Raw genomic sequence first — 19856 nt, forward strand, 5'->3', positions numbered from 1 at the left:
GGCGGCGAGCACCGGAGATCTGAATCGGATGCCCCAGCCATGAGCACGACCGTGACCGAAATCACCGCCCCGGCGCGCCCGGGCACCTTGAAGATCCTGCTGCGGGAGCCGGCGGCGGCCGTGTCGCTGGCCGTGGTGGTGCTGGTGATCCTGGCGGCGCTGCTGGCGCCCTGGCTTGCGCCCTACGACCCCTTCGACACCGACCTGATGGCAGTGATGCAGCCGCCGGGCGAGGGCGCCTATCTGCTGGGCACGGACGGGCAGGGGCGGGACATGCTCTCGCGCATGCTGTTTGGTCTGCGCGTGACTCTGGCTATGGGCGCGCTGAGCCTCGGCATCGGCGGCGTCATCGGCGTGGCGATGGGTTTCGCCGCCGCCTATTACCGGCGCCTGGACGGGCTGCTGATGCGGCTGGCGGACATCATGCTGTCCTTCCCCGCCATCCTGTTCGGCCTGGCGATCGCCGCCATCTTCGGCCCGGGCGTGACGGCGGTGGTGATCGCGCTGGCGGTGGCCACGGTGCCGCTGATGGCACGCATCTCGCGCTCCACTGCGCTGGTCGTGCTGGGGCAGGACTACATCGAGGCAGCGCGGGCGCAGGGCATGGGCGATGCGCGGCTGATATGGCGGCATTTGATGCCGAACTGCGCCTCGCCGATCCTGGTGTTCTCCACGCTGCGCTTTGGGCAGGTCATCCTGCTGGGCTCGGCGCTGTCCTTCCTCGGCCTCGGCGCGCAGCCGCCGATTGCCGAGCTTGGTGCGATGGCGGCGCAGGGGCGCACCTTCCTGTTCTTTGCGCCGCATATCTCGGTCATTCCGGCCGTCGGCATCTTCGTCGTCGTGCTGGCCTTCAACGTGCTGGGGGATGCGCTGCGCGATGCGCTTGACCCCCGGCTGCGTATCTAGTCAGGCAGGGAGAAAAAGATGAGGTTCCTCAAGGGCGCAATGGTCGCCGCATTGGCGGCGGTAACCGCCGTGCCGGTGCTGCCGGCCGTGGCACAGACGCCGCGCAACACGGTGGTGTTCCTGCGCGAGATCGACGCCGATCGCTACGACCTGCACCGCTCCACCGCGCGCAGCGCGGGCGAAGTGGTGGGCATGATGACCGATACGCTGGTCACCATGGATTTCGACGGCCAGACCATCCGCCCCGGCCTGGCGGAGCGCTGGACCGTCTCGCCCGACGGCAAGACCTACACCTTCCATCTGCGCCGCGGCGTGACCTTCTGCGACGGCAAGGAATTCACCGCGGAAGACGTGGTCTATTCCATCAACCGCTGGATCTCGCGTGAAACGCGCAGCCCGGTGGCGTGGCGCGCCGGCCCGGTGAAGGAAATCCGCGCGGTCGATGCCCACACCGTCGAATACGAACTGAACGAGCCGTTCTCCGAATTGCTGTCGCAGCTCACGCTGTTCTTCGCCGGCATCATCGACAAGAACACGGTCGATCGCCTCGGCCAGAATTTCGGCAGCCAGGGCTTCAACGGCACCGGCCCCTATTGCTGGGCGTCCTGGACCCCGCGCAATGAGCTGGTGCTGACGCGCCACCCGAACTACCGCTGGGGCCCGCCGCAATACCAGAACCAGGGTCCGGCGCATGTCGAGCGCATCGTCTGGCGCGTGGTGCCGGAACCTTCCGCACGCCTCGCCGCCATCCAGACCGGCGCCGCGGATGTCACGCAGTACATCCCGACCGTGGCCCTCACCAGCCTGCGCCGCGTGCCGACCGTCTCCGTGCTGACGCAGCCGAACTACTTCTGGGACTTCTACCTGGGCTTCAAGGTGGACAAGCCCGTGATGAACGACCGCGCCGTGCGCCGCGCCATCCACCAGGCGGTGGACCGGGAAGCGCTGGTGCGTGCGGTGTGGTTCGGCCATGCCCAGCCGGCGCTGAACATCATCAACCCGAACGCGCTGGACTACGACGCGCAGTCGGACACGATGGTGCCGCGCTTCGACCCGGCTGCCGCCGCGCGTACGCTGGATGAAGCCGGCTGGACGATGGGCTCCGATGGCGTGCGCGTGAAGGACGGCCAGCGCGCTACCTTCCTGACCTACGGCATCAACACGCTGGAGAATCAGCGTCAGAGCGAGATCATCCAGCAGCAGCTGCGCCGCGTCGGCATCGAGATGCGGATCCAGCTGTTCGACGCGACGGTCGCCTGGGGCCGCATGGCCACGCAGGAGTTCGACGCGCTGTTCCTGTCCTACCCGTACTTCTCGGCCGGCGATGCGCTCAGCCTGTACTGGCACAGCCGTGCGCGCCCGACGCCGAACCGGATGAACTGGAACAACCCGCAGACCGACGCCTGGCTGAATGAGGCGCGCAGCGCGACCGACCCCGCCGTGCGCCGCACCGCGCTCGCCAACATCCAGCGCCAGCTTGCCGAGGAGGCGCCTTGGCTGACCACGGCGCGTGAGAACCTGTATGTCGCGGTCTCCAACCGCGTCACCGGGCTGCGCGCGCATGGGCTGTACGGCATCGGCATCTACAAGGCGCTCGACATGCGCACGACGCGATAAAGGGAGAGAAACCGGCATGACCACCACCGTCATCCGCAACGCCGACCTGGTCGTTGCATGGGACGCATCGGCGCAGCAGCACATCTACCTGCCCGATGCCGATGTGGCCTTCACCGGCGGAGCCATCAGCTTCGTCGGCCGCGGCTACACCGGCGAAGCGGAGGAGGAGATCAGCGGCTCCGGGCTGATGGTCATGCCGGGGTTGGTGAACATCCACTCCCACCCGTCCAGCGAGCCGATGAACAAGGGGCTGATCGATGAGATCGGCTCGCCGGGCCTGTACAATTCCTCGCTTTATGAATTCATGCCGATCTTCCGGGCGGATTCAGAAGCGGTGCCGTCCTGCGTCCGCGTGGCGCTGTCCGAACTGCTGCTGTCCGGCGTGACGACGGTGGCCGACCTGTCCATGGCGCATCCGGGCTGGATGGACCTGCTGGCTGAATCCGGCATGCGGGTCTGCATCGCGCCGATGTTCAAGTCCGCGAAGTGGTTCACCAAGAACGGCCATGTGGTCGAGTATGAGTGGGACGAGGCCGCCGGCGAGAAGGCGATGGGCGAGGCGCTTTCGCTGATCGAACGCGCCGAGCAGCATGAGAGCGGCCGCCTGTTCGGCATGGTGGTGCCGGCGCAGATCGACACCTGCACGGACACGCTGCTGAAGGAGAGCTTCCAGGAAGCCGAGAAGCGCGGCGTATCCTGGCAGATCCACGCCGCGCAATCCGTGGTGGAGTTCCACGAGATCACCCGCCGCACCGGCAAGACGCCGATCGGGTGGCTCGATTCCATGGGGCTGCTGAGCGACCGCAGCATCATCGGCCACGGCATCTTCCTCGACGACCACCCCTCGACGAAGTGGTGGACCGACAGCGACATGGGGCGCCTGGCGGAAACCGGCACCACCGTCGCGCATTGCCCGACCGTCTTCGCGCGCCGCGGCATCACGCTGAAGCATTTCGGGCGCTACAAGCGCGCGGGCGTGAATATGGGCCTCGGGACCGACACCTATCCGCACAACATGCTGGATGAGATGCGGCTGGTGGCCTATCTCGCCCGCACACAGGCCAATGACCCGCGCAGCATGACGACGACGGAGCTGTTCGACGCGGCGACGATCGGCGGCGCCAAGGCGCTGGGGCGCGAGGATATCGGGCGCCTCGCCGCCGGTGCGCGCGCCGATTTCGTGCTTGTGGATGTGACGCATCCGATGATGCGCCCGGGCCGCGATCCGGTTCGCAGCCTGGTCTATGCGGCGGGCGATCGCGCCGTGCGCGATGTCTATGTCGATGGCAACAAGGTTGTCGCCGACGGCAAGGTGACGACCATGGACTACCACGGCGCCGCCGCGCATCTGCATGAGGCGCAGAAGCGCATCATCGAGAAGGCGCCGTCGCAGGATTGGGCGCATCGCCCGGTCGACGTGTCTTCGCCCCCTACTTTCCGGTGGTCATGAATCCTCTTCTAGAAATCCAGGGGCTGCGGACGGTGTTCCGCAGCGCCAATGGCGATATCCCCGCGGTCGATGGCGTGGATCTGACGGTGCCGCGCGGCAAGACGCTCGGCATCGTCGGTGAATCCGGCTGCGGCAAATCCATGCTTTCTCTTTCCATCATGCGGCTGGTGCCGCGGCCGGGGCGCGTTGCCGCCGGGCGCGTGCTGCTGGAGGGGCAGAACCTGCTCGACCTGTCGGATTCCGCCATGCGCCAGGTGCGCGGCGGCCAGGTGGCGATGATCTTCCAGGAGCCGATGACCAGCCTGAACCCCGTGCATCCCATCGGGCTCCAGATCATGGAGGCGATGCGCGCGCACGACACCAAGGCGAGCAATCAGGAGTTGCGCGCACGTGGCCTCGCCGCGCTGGACCGCGTCCGCATTCCCGCCGCCGCCAGCCGCTTCAACGAATTCCCGCATCAGCTCTCGGGCGGCATGCGCCAGCGCGTGATGATCGCGATGGCGCTGGCCTGCAAGCCGAAGCTGCTGATCGCGGACGAACCCACCACCGCGCTGGATGTGACGGTGCAGGCGCAGATCCTGGATCTGCTGCGCGACCTGCAGACCGAACTCGGCATGTCCATCATCCTCATCACCCACGATCTCGGCGTGGTCGCGGAAATGGCCGATGAGGTCGCCGTGATGTATGCTGGCCGCGTTGCGGAACGCGGCACGGCCAGCGAGATCTTCGCCAGCCCCCAGCACCCCTACACCCTCGGCCTGCTCGGCTCCGTCCCGCGGCTGGATGAGGAACGGGCGGAGCTGCTGGCGATCGAGGGCGCGGTGCCGCCGCCCTTCGCCCTGCCCAAGGGCTGCCGTTTCGAGCCGCGCTGCCCCTTCGCCATCGAAGCCTGCCGCACCGCACCGCCGCCGCTGACGGAAGTGGCCCCCGGCCACTACGCCGCCTGCATCCGCGCCCCGGTGGAGAACAGCCTGGACCTCGCCGCATGACGACGCTGCTGGAGGTCGAGAACCTCACCAAGCACTACCCGGTGACGAAGGGGCTGGTGCTGGCCAGGCAGGTCGGCCTGGTCCGCGCCGTGGATGGCGTGTCCTTCCGCATCGAGCGCGGTGAGACGCTGGCCATCGTCGGTGAATCCGGCTGCGGCAAATCCACCACCGCGCGGTTGGTGCTGCGGCTGATCGAGCCCACCGGCGGCACCGTGCGCTTCGACGGGCAGGAGATTTCGGGCGCCGCGCTCCGTACGTTGCGCCGGCGCGTGCAGGTGGTGTTCCAGGACCCCTATGCCAGCCTGAATCCCCGGCTGCGCGTCGGCGACACGATCTCGGAGCCGATGGAGGTGCACGGCATCGGCACGAAGGAGTCCCGCGCGGCACGGGTGAAGGAGTTGCTCGGCCTGGTCGGCCTCGCGCCCTTCCACGCGCAGCGCTACCCGCATGAATTCAGCGGCGGCCAGCGCCAGCGCATCGGCATCGCGCGCGCGCTGGCGGTGCAGCCGGAGCTCATCATCTGCGACGAGCCGGTCTCCGCGCTCGATGTCTCGATCCAGGCGCAGGTGGTAAACCTGTTGAAGGACCTGCAACGCCGCTTCGGCCTGTCCTACCTGTTCATCGCGCACGACCTGGCCGTGGTGCACCACATGGCCGATCGGGTGGCGGTGATGTATCTCGGCCAGATCGTCGAATCCGCACCGAAGCGCGCCATCTTCGACCGGCCGATGCACCCCTATACGCGGGCGTTGCTATCCGCCATTCCGCACCCGGATCCGCGCCGGCGCGGCATGGTGAAGCCGCTGGGTGGCGATGTGCCGAGCCCGATGAACCCGCCCTCCGGCTGCCGTTTTCGCACGCGCTGCGCGTATGCACAGCCACGTTGCGAGGCGGAGATGCCGGCGCTGCGGGAATTGGTACCGGGCCAGCAGGTGGCCTGCCACTTCGCCGAGACGCTGCCGCCGCATGTCGGCGTGGCGGAGAACGGCATGTCGCCGGTCGCCTCCCAGCGCCTCGCGCTCTATGCCGCCGCCAAGGCGCGCAAGGCGGCCCAGGGGGTCTGACGCAAGGCGCGATCCTGTCCTACCCTCGCGCCACGAGGCGAGGGGAAGCGACGATGATCATGTCACTGGTGGCACCGCGGCTGATGGTGATGGGCGGCGGTGCTGTGGCGAAGCTCGGAGATGTGCTGGGCCAGCTCGGCCTGTCCCGCCCGCTGGTGGTCACCGACCCCTTCATGGTCTCCTCCGGCCTGCTCGAACACGCCATGGCGCCGATGCGCGCCGCCGGCATGGCGCCCGCGGTGTTCTCGGACACGGTACCGGATCCGACAGATACCGTGATTGCCGCCGGCGTCGCGGTATTCGCCGCAGGTGACTTCGACTGCCTCGTCGGCTTCGGCGGCGGCAGCCCGATGGACACCGCCAAGGCGATGGCCATCCTCGCCGCCGCGCCGGCCGGCGCGAAGATGCGCGACTTCAAGGTGCCGGCCACCGCCAGTCGCGGCGCCGTGCCCATCATCTGCATCCCCACCACCGCCGGCACCGGCAGCGAGGCGACGCGCTTCACGATCGTCACGGATACCGAGACGGATGAGAAGATGCTCATCGCCGGCCTCGGCGCCCTGCCGCTGGCCGCTATCGTGGACCACGAGCTGACCTTCGGCCTGCCCGCGCGCATCACCGCCGATACCGGCATCGACAGCCTGACCCATGCGCTGGAGGCCTTCGTCTCCGCCAAGGCCAACCCGGTCTCGGATGATTATGCCCGCAGCGCCATGCGGCTGATCGCCCCCAACCTCCGCCGCGTCTGGGCGGACCCCAGGGACGCCGTGGCGCGGGAGGCGATGATGCGCGGCGCGACGCTCGCCGGCCTCGCCTTCAGCAATGCCAGCGTCGCCCTGGTGCATGGCATGTCCCGCCCGATCGGCGCGCATTTCCATGTGCCGCACGGCCTGTCCAACGCCATGCTGCTGCCCGCCGTTACCGAATTCGGGCTGGAGGCCGCCCGCGCCCGCTATGCGGAAGCCGCGCGCGTCATGGGCGTGGCCAGCGAGGCGGAAGGCGACCAGGCCGCCGCACGGCGCCTGGTGGAGGAACTGCGCGCGCTGAACCGGGACCTCGACGTGCCAAGCCCGGCGAAATGGGGCATCGAGGCCGCGAAATGGGACGGGCTGCTACCGCTGATGGCGCGGCAGGCACTGGCCTCCGGCAGTCCCGGCAACAATCCGCGCGTGCCGGATGAGGGCGAGATCGTGGCGCTGTACCGGGCCAGCTACGGCGCCTGAGGTTCCGGTACGGCGGAGGCGCTCCAGGCCGCGATCCAGGCCGGTAGCGCAGCCGGGGGCAGGGGGCGGCCGACGCCAAAGCCCTGCGCCAGGTCGCAACCTGCGGCCGCCACGGCGCGCCAGATATGCGTATCCGTCACGCCCTCCGCGATTACCAGCATGTTGTTGCGGTGGGCGTGGCGGACAATGCGCTCCACCTCCGCCCGCGCCCGGCGTTCCTCCGGCATGGCGATCACCAGTTTGCGGTCCAGCTTCACCCCGGCGAAGGGCAGGTCCAGCAGGCGGTGACGGCCGTCATCCAGCGCCAGATCGTCCAGCAGCACGCCGAAACCGGCCAGCCGCAGCCGGTTCAGGGCACGGCGCAGCAAGGCGCGGTCGCGCACCTGGGTGCTCTCGGTCAACTCCAGCAGGATATCGGCGGCGGGCAGCCCGGCGCGCGCTGCCATCAGCCCCAGCCAGCGCGGCAGGTCCGGCTTCACCAGTTCCGACAGCGGCAGGTTGAAGGACAGGCGGATGGGTCGGGCGCCGCGCTGCGCGGCCAGATCCGTCATCGCCCGCTGCGCCACCGCGGCGGTTAGCTGCGGCGCCAGGCCGGCATGCTCGGCCAGCGGGATGAAGGCATTGGCACCGAGCGCAAGACCGGGCCGTTCCCAGCGCGCCAGCGCCTCCACCATCACCGGCCGGCGATCGGCCAGGCGAACCATCGGTTGGAAGCGCACGGTGATCTCGCCGCGTGCCAGGCCGGCGGCCAGCGCGGCGGCATCGCTTGCCGGCAGTGTTGCGCCGGGGGCGGCCGAGGCCAGCGCGGCGGCAAGCCGTGCGCCCTCCGCGGGTACCTGGCGCAGCCCGGCCGGCGCTTCCTCCCCGGGCCGCGTGACGATGATCACATCGGTGCCGTTGAACGGGTCCTGGGCCGCGCTCAGCAGGGCGCTGCTGCCGGCGCCGCTCTCCACCACAAGGTGCCGCGGCGCCGCACCCGGACCGACCATGTGGCTCAGCGCCTCGGCGGAGGTCGCGACCAGCATCGGCGGTGGCCCGGCCATGCGGCGCATGGCATCGCGGGTTGCAGCAATCACGGCCGGATCGTTCGCCAGCAGCAGAACCGTAGCTGGCGTGGAAAGGGCGCGCCTGCGGCGCGTCAGCATGATCTGAACATCCTTCAACAAGACCCCGCAGCCGGTGTCGGCCCGGCGTCAAGCTCGATCATCACCATTTCATGATAAGGAATATCATTCGGATCTCGGTCCGTTCAGCATCCTTGGTGACCCGCTCGACAATGGGGCAGCATTTTGTCCATGACTTGGCGTGCGGGAACACAGTCTCGTGTCGTGCGCGCCAGTCACGCGCGGCGTGGCAGCCAGGGCTCTTCGGCCCAGCGCCGCCGCAACTCCACATCGACGCGGTTCAATAGCCGGGTCCAGTCTTCCGGGCCGATGAAGCGCGGATTCTGGCCCCGCGCCGCGCATTGCTCGGCAAAGTCCGGGTCTGCCGCCAGCGTCTCCAACCCGCGCAGCAGCGCCGCCCGGAAGGGCGCCGGCGCCGCCGGGTGCAGTGCGAAGCCGCGCTGGGCGGAGGCGACGAGATCCACCTCCTGCTCCCGCAGCGTCGCCACCTCCGGCAGCAGGTCGCTGCGGTGCGCGGCCGCGATGCCAATGCCGTGCAGCCGGCCCTCCCGCAATTGGGTGATGGCGTCCGGCAGGGGCAGCATGGCGGCGGCGACATGGCCGGCGGCCGCGGCCTGCCGTGCGGCGGTGGCGGTAGGGAAGGCGAAGCAGGGCAGATCCAGCCTGCCATCGAGGCGAGAGGCGGCGAAATGTGCCGCGCTGCCCGGCGCCGGCGTGCCGAGTGTGCCGCGGTCGTTCAGGGCACGCAGCGCGGCGACATCGCGCGGCCCATCCGGCGCGCCGACCAGCACCATGCTTTCCTCGAGCACCGCGGCCAGCGGGGCGATGCGGGAGGCCGGGAAAGGCTCCCCGGCCTCCACCGCGCGGGCCAGCAGCAGGGGGGCGGTGACCACGCCGATGACCCGCCGCGCCGGGTCCGCTTGCGCCAGCACGGCGACCGAATCGAGGCCGCCGCGACCCGGATGGTTCCGCACCGCGAGGGTCAGCCGCGGCAGGGCGCGCTCCAGGAAGGGGGCGACGCCCCGTGCCCAGAGGTCCGGCTTGGAGCCGGGCGGCGCGCCGACCAGAAGCTCCGCCGAGTTGCGGCGAGAGGCGATGGCCGGCGCGGGCAGCCCCAGCGTGGCGGTCAGGCCGAGGCCCAGCACAGCGCGCCGCGGCAGCCCGGTGCGCCTCCTGTCGCCGGGCTGCCCTCGGGTCACGACACCGCGGCCTGGGCCGGGGTGGCGGCTTCCTTGGGCCGCAGCGCCTTCGCACCGGTGAACAGCACCACCGGCGCACTGATGAAGATGGAGGACATGGTGCTGAGGATGATGCCGAACAGCATGGTCCAGGCAAAGCCCGCCAGCGCATCGCCGCCGAACAGCGCCAGCGGCAGCGCCGCGAGGAACAGCGTGGCGGAGGTGCCCAGCGTGCGGTTCAGCGTCTCGTTGATCGACAGATCGACCACGTCGCGCAGCGGCATCTGCTTGAACTTGCGAAGATTTTCCCGCATCCGGTCGAACACCACGACCTTGTCGTTCACCGAGAATCCGACGATGGTCAGGATGGCTGCGATGGTCTGCAGGTTGAACTCGATCTGCGTCACCGCCAGGAAGCCGATGGCCTTGGTGGTGTCCAGGATCAGCGTGATCACGGCGGCGATGCCGAACTGCCACTCGAAGCGGAACCAGATGTAGAACAGCATCGCCAGCAGGCTGACGCCGAGCGCGATCATGCCGCCACGGAACAGCTCGGAAGAAATACGCTCGCCCACCGCCTCGACTCGCAGGACGCGGGTGCCGGGGGTTGCTTCCTCCAGCGCGGCGCGCACGGCGGCCACGGCGCGCTGCGTGCCGGCCTCATCGGCCTGCACGGGCAGGCGGATCAGCACCGCTTCCGGCGAGCCAAATTGCTGCAAGCCGACATCACCGAGGTTGAGGGCGGAAGCCGCAGACCGCAGCCGGGCCAGATCGGCCTCCGCCGGGGTGCGGATTTCCATGACGATGCCGCCCTGGAAATCGATGCCACGGGCCAGACCCGGATAGATGGCCAGCCCGACGGAGGCGATGGACAGCAAGGCAGACAGGATCAACCCGGCCACGGCACCCTTCATGAAGGGGATGCGCGTGTCGTCCGGGACGATGCGGAACAGGGGGCGGGCCAACGGGCGAAAAAGGGCGCGAAACATGGGTTTTCCTCAGACCGCCGCGTTCAAACAGGAAGGTTCTGCGGGCGGCGGCGGCGATACCAGGTCGCCACCATCAGCCGCACCAGCACCGTCGCCGTCCACATCTGTACGACGGTGCCGACCGCGACCGTCACGGCGAAGCCCTTCACCGGGCCGGAGCCGAAGGCATAGAGGCAGGCCATGGCGATCAGGTTGGTGAGGTTGCTGTCCATGATGGTGCCGGAAGCCTTGGTGAAGCCGAGCTCCAGCGCCGAGATCGGCGTTCGTCCGTTCCGTACCTCCTCCCGTATCCGTTCGTTGATCAGGATATTGGCGTCGAGCGCTGTGCCCAGGGTCAGCACGATGCCGGCGATGCCGGGCAGCGTGAGTGTCGCGCCCATCACCGACAAGACGCCGACCATGATGACCACATTGGCCAGCAGCGCGATGGTGGCGAGCCAGCCGAAGAAGCCGTAGGCTAGGCCCATATACAGGAAGACGAAGGTTGCCCCGACGGCGAGGGAGATGATGCCGGCACGGATCGCATCCGCCCCCAGCTCCGGCCCCACGGTCCGTTCCTCCACCACCGTCAGCGGCGCGGGCAGGGCGCCGGCGCGCAGCAGCACTGACAGGTCATTGGCGCCGCGCACATCGAAGCTGCCGGAGATCTGGCCGCGGCCACCGGTAATCGGCTCCCGGATGTTGGGCGCGGTGATCACGCGCTCATCGAGCACGATGGCGAAGGGGCGGCCGACATTCTGGCGGGTGACATCGGCGAAGCGGCGCGTGCCGATCGAGTCGAAGGTGAAGTTCACCACCCACTGGCCGTTGCTGTCCTGGCCGGCGCGGGCGTCGGTCAGGTTCGCGCCATCGACTTCCACGCGCCGGCGCACCGCGTAGCGGTCCTGGAACCGGTCGCCGGGCAGGAACATGGTGCCCGGCGGCGGCGTCGGCGCCTGGAGATTGGCCGCCTCGTCCAGCAGATGGAACGTCATGCGGGCGGTCTGGCCAAGCAGGTCCTTGATACGGGCGGGGTCTTCCACGCCGGGCAACTGCACCAGGATGCGGTTGGTGCCCTGGCGGGCGATCAGCGCCTCCGCCACGCCGGTCTCATCAATGCGGCGGCGGACGATCTCCAGCGACTGTTCCACCGCATTGCCGGCCTTGGCGCGCAGTGCGACCTCGGTCAGCGTGGCGCCGACGACGCCATCGGCGGAGGTGGAGACCTCGATATCCGGCTGCTGCGCCCCGGCACCGGCGGGCACCACGATGGCGGCCTCCCGCAGGATTCGAGCCATATCCTCGGCCCGGGCGGGGTCGGAGACGCGCACGGAGACGCGGCGCTGCGCCGCATCGGCGCTAAGCCCGGTGTAGAGGATGCGCGGATTGGCACTGGCGGCGCCGCGGCGGGCGGTATCGACCAGCGCCTCCAGCCTCTCCCGCACCATGGCGGAGGTATCGACCTCCAGCAGCAGGTAGCTGCCGCCGCGCAAATCCAGGCCGAGGCTGATCTGGCGAACCCAATCCGGCAGCGCGCTGCGCGGCGCCAGGTTGGGCAGGGACGCCAGGATGCCGAGGAGGCAGACGCCAATGATGGCGAGCACCTTCCAGCGGGCGAAATACATCATGGAAACAGCCAGACCCCGAATGGTGAAGAAGCGGCCGTAATACCCCATGCAGGGCGCGATGCCACCGGCCCCGAAGATGCGGCGCGGCCCCCCCTGATGCAAGCCCGCGCGCGACGCAGTATCACCCTGTGCCTTGAAGAGAGGAATTTTCACGATGTCGCTGCGGGTCGCGGTGCTGGGTGCCGGGCATTTCGGGCGTTTTCATGCGCTGAAAGCCAGCCGGGCGGGCGAACACCCGCTGCGTCTCGTCGCACTGCATGATGCGGACCCGGCACGCGCCGCCACCGTCGCCGCCGAATGCGGCGTGCCCGCCCTGCCGGCGGCGGAGGCGATCGCGGCCGCCCAGGCGGTGATCGTCGCCGCGCCCACCCGATTCCATGCGGCGCTCGGCCGCCAGGTGCTGGAGGCCGGGCGGCATCTGTTCATGGAAAAGCCGATCGCCGCGACGCTGTCCGAGGCGCAGGCACTGGCCGAACTGGCGCAATCGCGCAGCCTGGTGCTGCAGATCGGCCATATCGAGCGCTTCTCCGCCGCCTTCCGCGCTGTGGTCGCCGCCCAGGAGGGCGCCCGCGCGGTGCATTGGGAAGCCGTGCGCGTCGCACCCTTTCGGCCACGCTCCCTGGATGTCTCCGTGGTGCTGGACCTGATGATCCACGACATCGACCTGGTGCTGAAGCTGGCCGGCGGCCCGCCCAAGACGGTGGAGGCGGTCGGCGCGCGGGTGATGTCGGAGCATGCCGATTTCGCCGTGGCCCGGCTCGGTTTCGCGGGCGGCAGGGCGGCGACCATAACCGCGTCACGCGTGTCGCTGACCATGGAGCGGCGGCTGCGGGTGCTGGGGAATGAAGGCGAGATGAGCGTGGATTTCCTTAACCGCGGCCTGGCGATGCTGCGCCGGGGCGGGGCGGAGCCGGTCGCCACCATGCCCGGCTACGGTATCGACCGCGCCGGCTGGACGGACCATGACAGCCTGGAGGCCGAACAGGCCGGTTTTGCCAGGGCCTGCGCCGGGGACGGTCCGCCCGAGGTCGGCGCGGCGGAGGGGATGGCCGCGCTGCGTGTCGCGCTGGCGGTGGAGGCGGCTATTTCATCCTTCGACTAAGCCCATCCTCCTGCAAATCAGCCGCGCTTGCTGGCCTATGCCCGGTTGCGAAGCCGCCGCCAGGCCGGGATGATCAGCTTCTCCACCACGGGCACCAGTGCCGCGCCGAGGACAAGGCCAAGCAGGCCGGAGCCGAGCGCGGTCACGAACCAGGCGGCCAGACCGCTGATGGCAGGCATCGCCGCCGCGGCGGCATCGCTGCCGGCATGCAGCACATGGGCGATCCCGCCGAACCCGTACTCCTCCAGCCCATGCACGATGATGCCGCCGCCGACCCAGACCATGGCCGCGGTGCCGATGATGGCCAGCCCTTTCAGCAGATAAGGCATCCCCAGGACGATGCCGCGGCCCAGGGCGCGCAGCGGCGCGCTGCCAGTCTGCGCCAGGGCGACGCCGGCATCATCCGCCTTCACGATCAGTGCGACGGCACCGTAGACCACCATGGTGATGCCGATTCCGACGACTGCGAGCACCATCGCCTGGCCGATGAAGCTCGCCTCCGGCACTGTCGCCAGGGTTATGGCCATGATCTCGGCCGAGAGGATGAAATCAGTCTGGATGGCGCTGGCGACCTTCTGATCCTCAAGCGTGTGGTCGCCCTCGGCGAGACCGGGGGATTGCGACACCGTGATCCCGTGATGCGGGAAGATCGCCTCGATGACCTTCTCGGCCCCCTCGAAGCACAGATAAGCGCCGCCCAGCATCAGCAGCGGCGTGATCGCCCAGGGTGCAAGCAGGCTGAGCGCCAGGGCGCCGGGCAGGAGGAACAGCAGCTTGTTCTTCAGGGAGCCCCAGGCGATGCGCCCGACGATGGGTAGCTCCCGCGCCGCCGCGAAACCAACGACATAGCGCGGCGTGACGGCGGCGTCGTCAATGACCACGCCCGCCGCCTTGGTGCCCGCCTTCATCGCCTGCGCGCCGATATCGTCGAGCGAGGCTGCGGCGACCTTTGCCAGAGCAGCGACGTCGTCCAGCAGGGCAATCAGACCGACGCTCATGGGTGATCCTTGGTGTTACGCAGCACGACGGCGGCGGCGGCGGCGCTCGGCAGGCCCTCCGCCGGACGCAGTTTTGCCAACATGTCGGCAAAGCCCGCGCGCTGCGCCGCGGCCGGGGCGGGGTCCAGCAGCAGTCCGGCAATGCCCTCGGCCAGCGCCTCCGGCGTTGCGGCCTGTTGCAGATACTCCGGCACCACGGCGCGGTCCGCCAGCAGGTTCACCAGGCTGGCGAAGGGCACGCGAACCAGGCGGCGGACAATGGCGGCGGTGATCGGGTTCACCTTGTAGGCCACCAGATGCGGCACCCCGGCCACTGCCATTTCCAGGGAGGAGGTGCCGGACTTGATCAGGCCGGCCCCCCCAGGCTGCGCGGCGGCCGCAAAGGCATCGTGCTTTTCGGCCAGCTCCGTCACCAGGATGGTCCGCCCCGGCCAGTCCCGTGTTCCCGCCCGCACCTGATCCGCCACCACCGCGGAGACCGGTAGCGCCACGGCGAGGTTCGGCACGCGCGGCGCCAGCAGCCGCAACGCCTCGCCGAAAACCGGCAGCAGGCGTTTCACCTCCATCCGCCGGCTGCCCGGCATCACCACCAGCAGCGGCGCATCCGGCGCAAGGCCGTGTGCCACGCGGAAGCGTGCGCCATCCCCCGCATCCACGCCGGATTCCAGCACCGGATGGCCGACGAAGCTGGCGGGGATGCCCGCGGCCTCGAAGATCACCGGCTCGAACGGCAGCAGGCACAGGACATGGTCCACCGCCGCCTTGATCTTGGCGACGCGCCCCGGCCGCCACGCCCAGATCTGCGGCGCCACGTAATGCACCACCGGAATGCCAAGCGGGCGGATGCGCTGGGCCAGGCGCAGGGTGAAGCCGGGGCTGTCGATGGTCACCACCACGGCGGGCCGCCGCGCGGCGATATCGGCCACCGTCTGGTCCAGGCGGCGGGCCAGGCGCAGGATGTTGGGCAGCACCTCGATCAGCCCCATCAGGGCGAGTTCGCGCATCGGGAACAGGCTGGCCAGCCCCTGTTCCGCCAGCCGGTCACCGCCGATGCCGGCGAAGTCCAGTGCCGGCTCCCGCGCCCGCAGCGCCGCCACCAGCCGCGCGCCGAGCACGTCACCGGAGGCTTCGCCGGCCACCAGATAGACAAGGGTCATGCGAAGATCGCCGGCTTCGGGGTGGGCACCGGGCGGCGCGGCCAGTCGCGGTGGTTGCGGACGGCGCCGTTGGCGCGAACCTCCTCCACCAGCGCCGGGTCCAGCGTGGCGAACAGCCAGCCGGGTTGGTCCATCACGCCGGCGGCGACCACGCCATCCTCCGGAAAGCCGTGATCCGGCGGGCCGAAGATGGCGGCCTGGCCGTGGTTCTCGTCCAGCGCCGCGGACCAGCGCGCCGCGCCCACCGTCGGTGTCACCGCGACGAAGCACTGGTTCTCCAGCGCCCGCGCAGCCGCGCCGACCCGCACGCGGGCATAGCCGCGCAGGCTGTCGGTGCAGGAGGGGGCGAGCACCAGCCAGGCGCCCTGTTCCACCTGGGACCGTGCATGCTTCGGGAACTCGATATCATAGCAGATGGAAATGCCGATCCGGCCCCAGGGCGTGTCGAACACGGCCGGCCCGGCGCCGGCCGAGACACCCCAGCGCTCCGATTCGAAGCGCGTCATCGCCGTCTTGTCCTGGAAGGCCATGCTTCCATCGGGGGCGATCAGCGGTGCGCGGTTGATGATGCGGCCGCCCGCCGCCCGCATCGGCAGCGTCCCCGGCAGCAACCACACCCCGGCGCGCATCGCCGCCTGGCGCATCGTGGCCAGGATCGAATCTGCGTGGGCCACCATCGCGGCCAGCTCCGCTGCCTCATCGGGTGCCGTGGTGGCGGCCAGCGCGGCGCCGAGCTCGACGCAGGCATATTCCGGCAGGACGCAGAGATCGGCCTGGCTGCGTGCCTGGTCCAGCCAGCCGTCCAGCCGCGCGCCGAATGCGGCAACGCTGGCCGGCTGGCCGACCGGCCAGGCAAGCAGGCCGAGGCGAAGCGGGCGCGGCGCGGGGATCAAAGCGTCCGGGTCCAGAAGGTCAGGTCGTGCGGCGTTTCGGCCTCCTGACCGATTTCCTTCCAGTCGAACCGCACCAGCAGATCCGGCCGCGCTGCATAGCCACGCTTGCGCCAGAATGCGTCAAGCCGCGTGTAGCCGGGCAGGCGGCGCGGGTCGGCCGGGTCGCGGACCACGGCGCAGAAGGCGGCCTCGGGCAGGGACAGGCGCCGGGCATGGGCCTCCCGCTCCGCGAAGAAGCGCACGCCGGCGCCGCGGCCGCGGTATTCCGGCAGCAGCACCGATTCGCCGAAATAGCAGAAGCGCTCCGGGTCCAGCCCCGCGGTCCGGAAGCAGGCGCCGACTGGCGCATGGCCCTGGACCATCGGCTCGCAGGTCGCGGCGCCGACCACGCGGTCACCATCCCGACAGACCACGATCGCCGCCCCCGGGGCGTCGGCATAGGCGCGCAGATAGCCCTGCTCGTAGCCGCCATCGCCCTCATACAGATAGGGCCAGTCGCGGAACACCGCGATGCGCAGCGCGGCCAGGTCCGGCAGCAGCGGGTGCAGCGCGGGGCCTGCCAAAGTCTCGAAGGTGAGGTGGATTTCCGCCATGGCGGAATGCATAGGGGGCGCCGTCCGGACAGGAAAGAGCGACGCGTGGATATGGCGGTGGAGGCGGTCGGGTTGCTGGCCGGGGCAATGACCACATCGGCTTTCGTGCCGCAGGCCTGGAAGACCTGGCGCACCCGGTCCGCGAAGGATTTCAGCCTGGCGCTGCTGGTGCTGCTGGTGGCCGGCAACACCATGTGGCTCGGCTACGGGGTGATGAAGGGGTCCACCGGCCTGGTGGTGGCGAATCTGATCACCGTGCCGCTGACGGCGGCAATCCTGTGGGTCAAGCTACGTCGGGGGTGAAGCTGCGACAGGGCTGAGGCCTGCGCCCCGCAGGTTGCGGGGCGCGCCGGCTTCAGGCGAGCGCGGTGACGGCCGCGTCGCGCGTCGGGTGGATGGCGAGGATCTTGTCGAAGCCGCTGATCTCCAGCACCTCCCGCACCGGCGCCTGGGGGGCGGCGACGGCGAAGCTGCCGCCGACGGCCTTGGCCTGCTTCGCCGCCTTCAGCAGCACGCGCAGCCCGGCCGAGGAGACGTAGTGCACCTCTGCCAGGTCGGCCACCACCTTCGCACCGCCCTCGAGCAGCCCGATCAGATTCGTCTCCGCCGCGGGGGCGGTGGCGGTATCGAGGCGACCCTTGAGAGCCGCCACCTTCACGCCCTTGTCGGTGCTTTCCGTGATGTCCATGAAGTCCGTCCTGCTCCTCAACGCGCCTGTATCGGTCGTGTCTTAAACCATTGGCGCATAGCGCGCGATCTGCGCGTAAATTTCACGGATGGCATCGGCGAGGGAGCGGTTCAACTCCTCAAGATCGGCCACCTGGTCAATGCGGGTCTGCACCCGGTCCAGTTCCTGCGTCGACAGGATCAGGGAGAACAGCCCGCCGGCGCGGCACAGGCCGATCAGCATCGAATCGCGCGGATCGGGGATGTCATCCTGGAACAGCACGCCCATGATGCGCGCCTTCACCTCACGCTCCTCCTTGTCGGAGACCATGGGGTAGCGGCGCTCCGGGAACACCCAGAGGAAGCGGCCTTCGACGCGCTTCAGGATGCCCTTGCTCACCAGCCGCTCGAACAGCGTGTCCCGATAGGTATCGGCGTCGGCGGCGAGTGTCTCGATCCAGTAGCGGCTGTCGCCGGCTTCCGGCGCGGCGACCATCTGGGCCAAGGCGCGGTCCAGCAGCGCATCGCCGGTCGGTGCCGGGTTCACCACGTAGAGGCGGGTGGGGTCGGTGTCGATCCGCCCTTCCAGCGCAAGTTCCGCGAGCACCGCGCCGGCAATCGCGTAGTCGCCGGACGGCGCCGCGCGTTCCTGCAGCCGCCCGCTTTCATCATCGAGCATGAGGAGGAGGATTTCCTCCGGCATCGTTAACGGCATGGCGTCACCCGGTTCCTTGAAGTGGCGCCAGGGAAGCGCGCGGCGGGGGTGAAGTCAACGCAAGTGAGGCGGCTTCAGCCGGCACTGACCGCCGCATCATCCCGCGCCGCGCGCAGGAAGGCGTCCAGGCCGTTCCGCACCACCTCCGGGTCCAGCTCGCGCAGGATGAAGACCAGTCGGGACCGGCGCGGCTCCCCCTCCGGCCAGGCGGCGAGGCGGATGGGTGGGTGGAACAGGTGCTGCACGCCATGGATCACCACCGGCCGATCCTCGCCCTCCAGATCCAGCAGCCCTTTCATGCGGAGCACGGCGGCACCGCGGGTCATCGCCAGCATCTCCAGCCAACCGGCGAGGCCTGCCCAGGGCAGTGGCTGGTCGAATTCGAGGCATAGCGCCTGGATCGTCGGGTCGTGCCGGTTGCGGTCATGGTGATGATGGTGGTGGTGGCCGTGGGGGGCGGCAGCGCCGATCCAGGTGGCGACTGCGGGCGCCTTGGCCGAGGTATCGTAGGGCCCGGCATCGAGCAGGCGCGACGCCGGGACATCGCCGGCGATGGCGGTTAGGATCGGCGCGATCGGATTCAGCGCCGCCAGCCTTTCGCGCAACGCGGCGACCTGGGCCGGGGGCACCAGATCCGTCTTGGTCAGCACGATGCGATCCGCCACCGCGGCCTGGCGCAGCGCCTCCTTCTGGCTGTCCAGCGTCGCCATGCCGGTTGCGGCATCCACCAGCGTCACCACGCCATCCAGCACGAAGCGCTGCGCCAGGCGCGGGTCGGCCATCAGCGTGTGCAGGATGGGGGCGGGGTCGGCCAGGCCCGTGGTCTCCACCACCACCCGCGCAACCGCCTGGCCCGCCAGCATGCGGTCCCACACGCCATCCAGTGCCGTCAGCAGGTCGCCGCGGATGGTGCAGCAGAGGCAGCCGGCATTGAGCAGCACCGTATCGCCATCCAGCCGCTCCACCAGCAGGTGGTCCAGGCCGATCGCGCCGAATTCGTTGATCAGCACGGCGGTGTTGGCCATCTCCGGCTGCTGCAGCAGCGCGTTCAGCAGCGTGGTTTTCCCGGCGCCGAGGAAGCCCGTGAGGATGGTGACCGGGATCGGGCCGCTCATCCGTGGCTGTGCCCCTTATGGGCATCCCCATACATCGCAGCCGGGTCCATCAGCGGGTCCGCGATGGTTGCCAGCGCGTCGTCCCGGATGGCGCGATAGAAGCAGTTGCGGCGGCCGGTGTGGCAGGCGACGCCCAACTGGTGCACCAGGGCCAGCAGCGTATCGCCATCGCAATCGAGGCGCAGTTCCACCAGATGCTGCAACTGCCCGGATGTCTCGCCCTTGCGCCAGAACCCCTTGCGGGACCGGCTGTAGTAGCAGACGCGACCGGTTCGCAGCGTCTCGGCCACCGCCTCCCGGTTCATCCAGGCCATCATCAGCACCTCGCCGCTGTCATGCTGCTGGGCGATGCAGGCGACGAGACCGGCGGCATCGAAGCGCACCGCGTCCAGGAGATGTTCGCACGCAGCGGCGGGCGGAGGGGTATAGGCTGGGGGGGAGGGTGTGTCGGTCATGCCACCCCATTATAT

At 69.6% G+C, this 19856-nt stretch carries 20 protein-coding genes; 8 read left to right on the forward strand and 12 right to left on the reverse strand.

The genetic code is table 11. From position 1 onward, the window contains the following. Nucleotides 1–39 precede the first annotated feature (39 nt). From ACFHNC_RS05300 to ACFHNC_RS05325, 6 genes are read left to right on the forward strand one after another with little or no spacing between them, the layout of a single operon-like run. Nucleotides 40–906 carry an ABC transporter permease gene (locus ACFHNC_RS05300; protein ID WP_437168180.1) on the forward strand — a complete coding sequence of 289 codons (867 nt, stop codon included), beginning with the start codon at nucleotides 40–42 and terminating at the stop codon, nucleotides 904–906. A gap of 18 nt (nucleotides 907–924) precedes the next feature. Next, the gene (locus ACFHNC_RS05305; RefSeq protein ID WP_437168181.1) at nucleotides 925–2523 is read left to right on the forward strand and encodes an ABC transporter substrate-binding protein; all 1599 of its coding nucleotides are present in this window, start codon (nucleotides 925–927) and stop codon (nucleotides 2521–2523) included. Between the two features lie 16 nt (nucleotides 2524–2539). Beyond that, nucleotides 2540–3973 (forward strand): amidohydrolase family protein, encoded by a 1434-nt coding sequence (locus tag ACFHNC_RS05310; protein ID WP_437168182.1) that lies wholly within the window; start codon nucleotides 2540–2542, stop codon nucleotides 3971–3973. After that, nucleotides 3970–4962, forward strand: a complete 993-nt coding sequence (locus ACFHNC_RS05315; RefSeq protein WP_437168183.1) for an ABC transporter ATP-binding protein — start codon at nucleotides 3970–3972, stop codon at nucleotides 4960–4962. Before ACFHNC_RS05310 ends, ACFHNC_RS05315 begins: the two co-directional genes overlap by 4 nt. Beyond that, entirely contained in the window at nucleotides 4959–6026 is a 1068-nt protein-coding gene (locus ACFHNC_RS05320) for an ABC transporter ATP-binding protein (RefSeq protein ID WP_437168184.1), read from the forward strand. The genes ACFHNC_RS05315 and ACFHNC_RS05320 overlap by 4 nt, the downstream gene beginning before the upstream one ends. Before the next feature lie 53 nt (nucleotides 6027–6079). Next, complete coding sequence (locus tag ACFHNC_RS05325; protein WP_437168185.1) at nucleotides 6080–7249, forward strand: iron-containing alcohol dehydrogenase; 1170 nt, start codon at nucleotides 6080–6082, stop codon at nucleotides 7247–7249. Here the strand turns inward: ACFHNC_RS05325 and ACFHNC_RS05330 are convergent. The 4 genes from ACFHNC_RS05330 to secD all read right to left on the reverse strand — a co-directional run bounded on the left by ACFHNC_RS05330 (nucleotide 7237) and on the right by secD (nucleotide 12147). Then, the gene (locus ACFHNC_RS05330) at nucleotides 7237–8394 is read right to left on the reverse strand and encodes an EAL domain-containing protein (protein ID WP_437168186.1); all 1158 of its coding nucleotides are present in this window, start codon (nucleotides 8392–8394) and stop codon (nucleotides 7237–7239) included. The two genes, ACFHNC_RS05325 and ACFHNC_RS05330, sit on opposite strands and share 13 nt — an antisense overlap. 194 nt (nucleotides 8395–8588) lie before the next feature. Beyond that, nucleotides 8589–9572 (reverse strand): tripartite tricarboxylate transporter substrate-binding protein, encoded by a 984-nt coding sequence (locus ACFHNC_RS05335; RefSeq protein ID WP_437168187.1) that lies wholly within the window; start codon nucleotides 9570–9572, stop codon nucleotides 8589–8591. Beyond that, nucleotides 9569–10540, reverse strand: a complete 972-nt coding sequence (gene secF / locus ACFHNC_RS05340; protein ID WP_437168188.1) for a protein translocase subunit SecF — start codon at nucleotides 10538–10540, stop codon at nucleotides 9569–9571. The genes ACFHNC_RS05335 and secF overlap by 4 nt, the downstream gene beginning before the upstream one ends. Before the next feature lie 23 nt (nucleotides 10541–10563). Further along, the gene (gene secD / locus ACFHNC_RS05345; protein ID WP_437168189.1) at nucleotides 10564–12147 is read right to left on the reverse strand and encodes a protein translocase subunit SecD; all 1584 of its coding nucleotides are present in this window, start codon (nucleotides 12145–12147) and stop codon (nucleotides 10564–10566) included. A gap of 154 nt (nucleotides 12148–12301) precedes the next feature. Between secD and ACFHNC_RS05350 the strand changes: the two genes are divergently transcribed. Further along, complete coding sequence (locus ACFHNC_RS05350; protein WP_437168190.1) at nucleotides 12302–13249, forward strand: Gfo/Idh/MocA family protein; 948 nt, start codon at nucleotides 12302–12304, stop codon at nucleotides 13247–13249. 35 nt (nucleotides 13250–13284) lie between these two features. Here ACFHNC_RS05350 and ACFHNC_RS05355 read toward each other — a convergent pair whose 3' ends face one another. From ACFHNC_RS05355 to ACFHNC_RS05370, 4 genes are read right to left on the reverse strand one after another with little or no spacing between them, the layout of a single operon-like run. Further along, the gene (locus ACFHNC_RS05355; RefSeq protein WP_437168191.1) at nucleotides 13285–14247 is read right to left on the reverse strand and encodes a DUF808 domain-containing protein; all 963 of its coding nucleotides are present in this window, start codon (nucleotides 14245–14247) and stop codon (nucleotides 13285–13287) included. Next, nucleotides 14244–15404: a lipid-A-disaccharide synthase gene (gene lpxB / locus ACFHNC_RS05360; protein WP_437168192.1), complete on the reverse strand. Its 1161-nt coding sequence runs from the start codon at nucleotides 15402–15404 to the stop codon at nucleotides 14244–14246. The genes ACFHNC_RS05355 and lpxB overlap by 4 nt, the downstream gene beginning before the upstream one ends. Further along, entirely contained in the window at nucleotides 15401–16294 is an 894-nt protein-coding gene (locus ACFHNC_RS05365; RefSeq protein WP_437168223.1) for a carbon-nitrogen hydrolase family protein, read from the reverse strand. The genes lpxB and ACFHNC_RS05365 overlap by 4 nt, the downstream gene beginning before the upstream one ends. Beyond that, nucleotides 16294–16890, reverse strand: a complete 597-nt coding sequence (locus ACFHNC_RS05370) for a GNAT family N-acetyltransferase (protein ID WP_437168193.1) — start codon at nucleotides 16888–16890, stop codon at nucleotides 16294–16296. Before ACFHNC_RS05370 ends, ACFHNC_RS05365 begins: the two co-directional genes overlap by 1 nt. A gap of 51 nt (nucleotides 16891–16941) precedes the next feature. Between ACFHNC_RS05370 and ACFHNC_RS05375 the strand changes: the two genes are divergently transcribed. Beyond that, nucleotides 16942–17193: a SemiSWEET family sugar transporter gene (locus ACFHNC_RS05375; RefSeq protein WP_437168224.1), complete on the forward strand. Its 252-nt coding sequence runs from the start codon at nucleotides 16942–16944 to the stop codon at nucleotides 17191–17193. Between the two features lie 52 nt (nucleotides 17194–17245). On the opposite strand, the gene ACFHNC_RS05380 is transcribed toward ACFHNC_RS05375, so the two are convergent. The 4 genes from ACFHNC_RS05380 to hisI form a co-directional block, all read right to left on the reverse strand. Then, complete coding sequence (locus ACFHNC_RS05380; protein WP_437168194.1) at nucleotides 17246–17578, reverse strand: STAS domain-containing protein; 333 nt, start codon at nucleotides 17576–17578, stop codon at nucleotides 17246–17248. A 42-nt stretch (nucleotides 17579–17620) separates the two neighbouring features. Next, on the reverse strand, nucleotides 17621–18271 hold the full coding sequence (locus ACFHNC_RS05385) for a GOLPH3/VPS74 family protein (protein WP_437168195.1): 651 nt from the start codon (nucleotides 18269–18271) through the stop codon (nucleotides 17621–17623). Nucleotides 18272–18345: 74 nt separating this feature from the next. Next, nucleotides 18346–19386, reverse strand: coding sequence for a CobW family GTP-binding protein (locus ACFHNC_RS05390; RefSeq protein WP_437168196.1), 1041 nt, complete (start codon nucleotides 19384–19386; stop codon nucleotides 18346–18348). After that, nucleotides 19383–19841, reverse strand: a complete 459-nt coding sequence (gene hisI, locus ACFHNC_RS05395) for a phosphoribosyl-AMP cyclohydrolase (protein ID WP_437168197.1) — start codon at nucleotides 19839–19841, stop codon at nucleotides 19383–19385. The genes ACFHNC_RS05390 and hisI overlap by 4 nt, the downstream gene beginning before the upstream one ends. Nucleotides 19842–19856: the final 15 nt, after the last annotated feature.

This window comes from Falsiroseomonas sp. E2-1-a4 (genome assembly GCF_051433165.1).
Taxonomy (GTDB): domain Bacteria; phylum Pseudomonadota; class Alphaproteobacteria; order Acetobacterales; family Acetobacteraceae; genus Falsiroseomonas.

Bases quoted from the DNA above. Each gene is read 5' to 3' on its own strand.
- ACFHNC_RS05300 (WP_437168180.1), top strand. From the start codon at position 40: ATGAGCACGACCGTGACCGAAATCACCGCCCCGGCGCGCCCGGGCACC.
- ACFHNC_RS05305 (WP_437168181.1), top strand. From the start codon at position 925: ATGAGGTTCCTCAAGGGCGCAATGGTCGCCGCATTGGCGGCGGTAACC.
- ACFHNC_RS05310 (WP_437168182.1), top strand. From the start codon at position 2,540: ATGACCACCACCGTCATCCGCAACGCCGACCTGGTCGTTGCATGGGAC.
- ACFHNC_RS05315 (WP_437168183.1), top strand. From the start codon at position 3,970: ATGAATCCTCTTCTAGAAATCCAGGGGCTGCGGACGGTGTTCCGCAGC.
- ACFHNC_RS05320 (WP_437168184.1), top strand. From the start codon at position 4,959: ATGACGACGCTGCTGGAGGTCGAGAACCTCACCAAGCACTACCCGGTG.
- ACFHNC_RS05325 (WP_437168185.1), top strand. From the start codon at position 6,080: ATGATCATGTCACTGGTGGCACCGCGGCTGATGGTGATGGGCGGCGGT.
- ACFHNC_RS05330 (WP_437168186.1), bottom strand. From the start codon at position 8,394: ATGCTGACGCGCCGCAGGCGCGCCCTTTCCACGCCAGCTACGGTTCTG.
- secF (WP_437168188.1), bottom strand. From the start codon at position 10,540: ATGTTTCGCGCCCTTTTTCGCCCGTTGGCCCGCCCCCTGTTCCGCATC.
- secD (WP_437168189.1), bottom strand. From the start codon at position 12,147: ATGATGTATTTCGCCCGCTGGAAGGTGCTCGCCATCATTGGCGTCTGC.
- ACFHNC_RS05350 (WP_437168190.1), top strand. From the start codon at position 12,302: ATGTCGCTGCGGGTCGCGGTGCTGGGTGCCGGGCATTTCGGGCGTTTT.
- ACFHNC_RS05355 (WP_437168191.1), bottom strand. From the start codon at position 14,247: ATGAGCGTCGGTCTGATTGCCCTGCTGGACGACGTCGCTGCTCTGGCA.
- lpxB (WP_437168192.1), bottom strand. From the start codon at position 15,404: ATGACCCTTGTCTATCTGGTGGCCGGCGAAGCCTCCGGTGACGTGCTC.
- ACFHNC_RS05370 (WP_437168193.1), bottom strand. From the start codon at position 16,890: ATGGCGGAAATCCACCTCACCTTCGAGACTTTGGCAGGCCCCGCGCTG.
- ACFHNC_RS05375 (WP_437168224.1), top strand. From the start codon at position 16,942: ATGGCGGTGGAGGCGGTCGGGTTGCTGGCCGGGGCAATGACCACATCG.
- ACFHNC_RS05380 (WP_437168194.1), bottom strand. From the start codon at position 17,578: ATGGACATCACGGAAAGCACCGACAAGGGCGTGAAGGTGGCGGCTCTC.
- ACFHNC_RS05385 (WP_437168195.1), bottom strand. From the start codon at position 18,271: ATGCCGTTAACGATGCCGGAGGAAATCCTCCTCCTCATGCTCGATGAT.
- ACFHNC_RS05390 (WP_437168196.1), bottom strand. From the start codon at position 19,386: ATGAGCGGCCCGATCCCGGTCACCATCCTCACGGGCTTCCTCGGCGCC.
- hisI (WP_437168197.1), bottom strand. From the start codon at position 19,841: ATGACCGACACACCCTCCCCCCCAGCCTATACCCCTCCGCCCGCCGCT.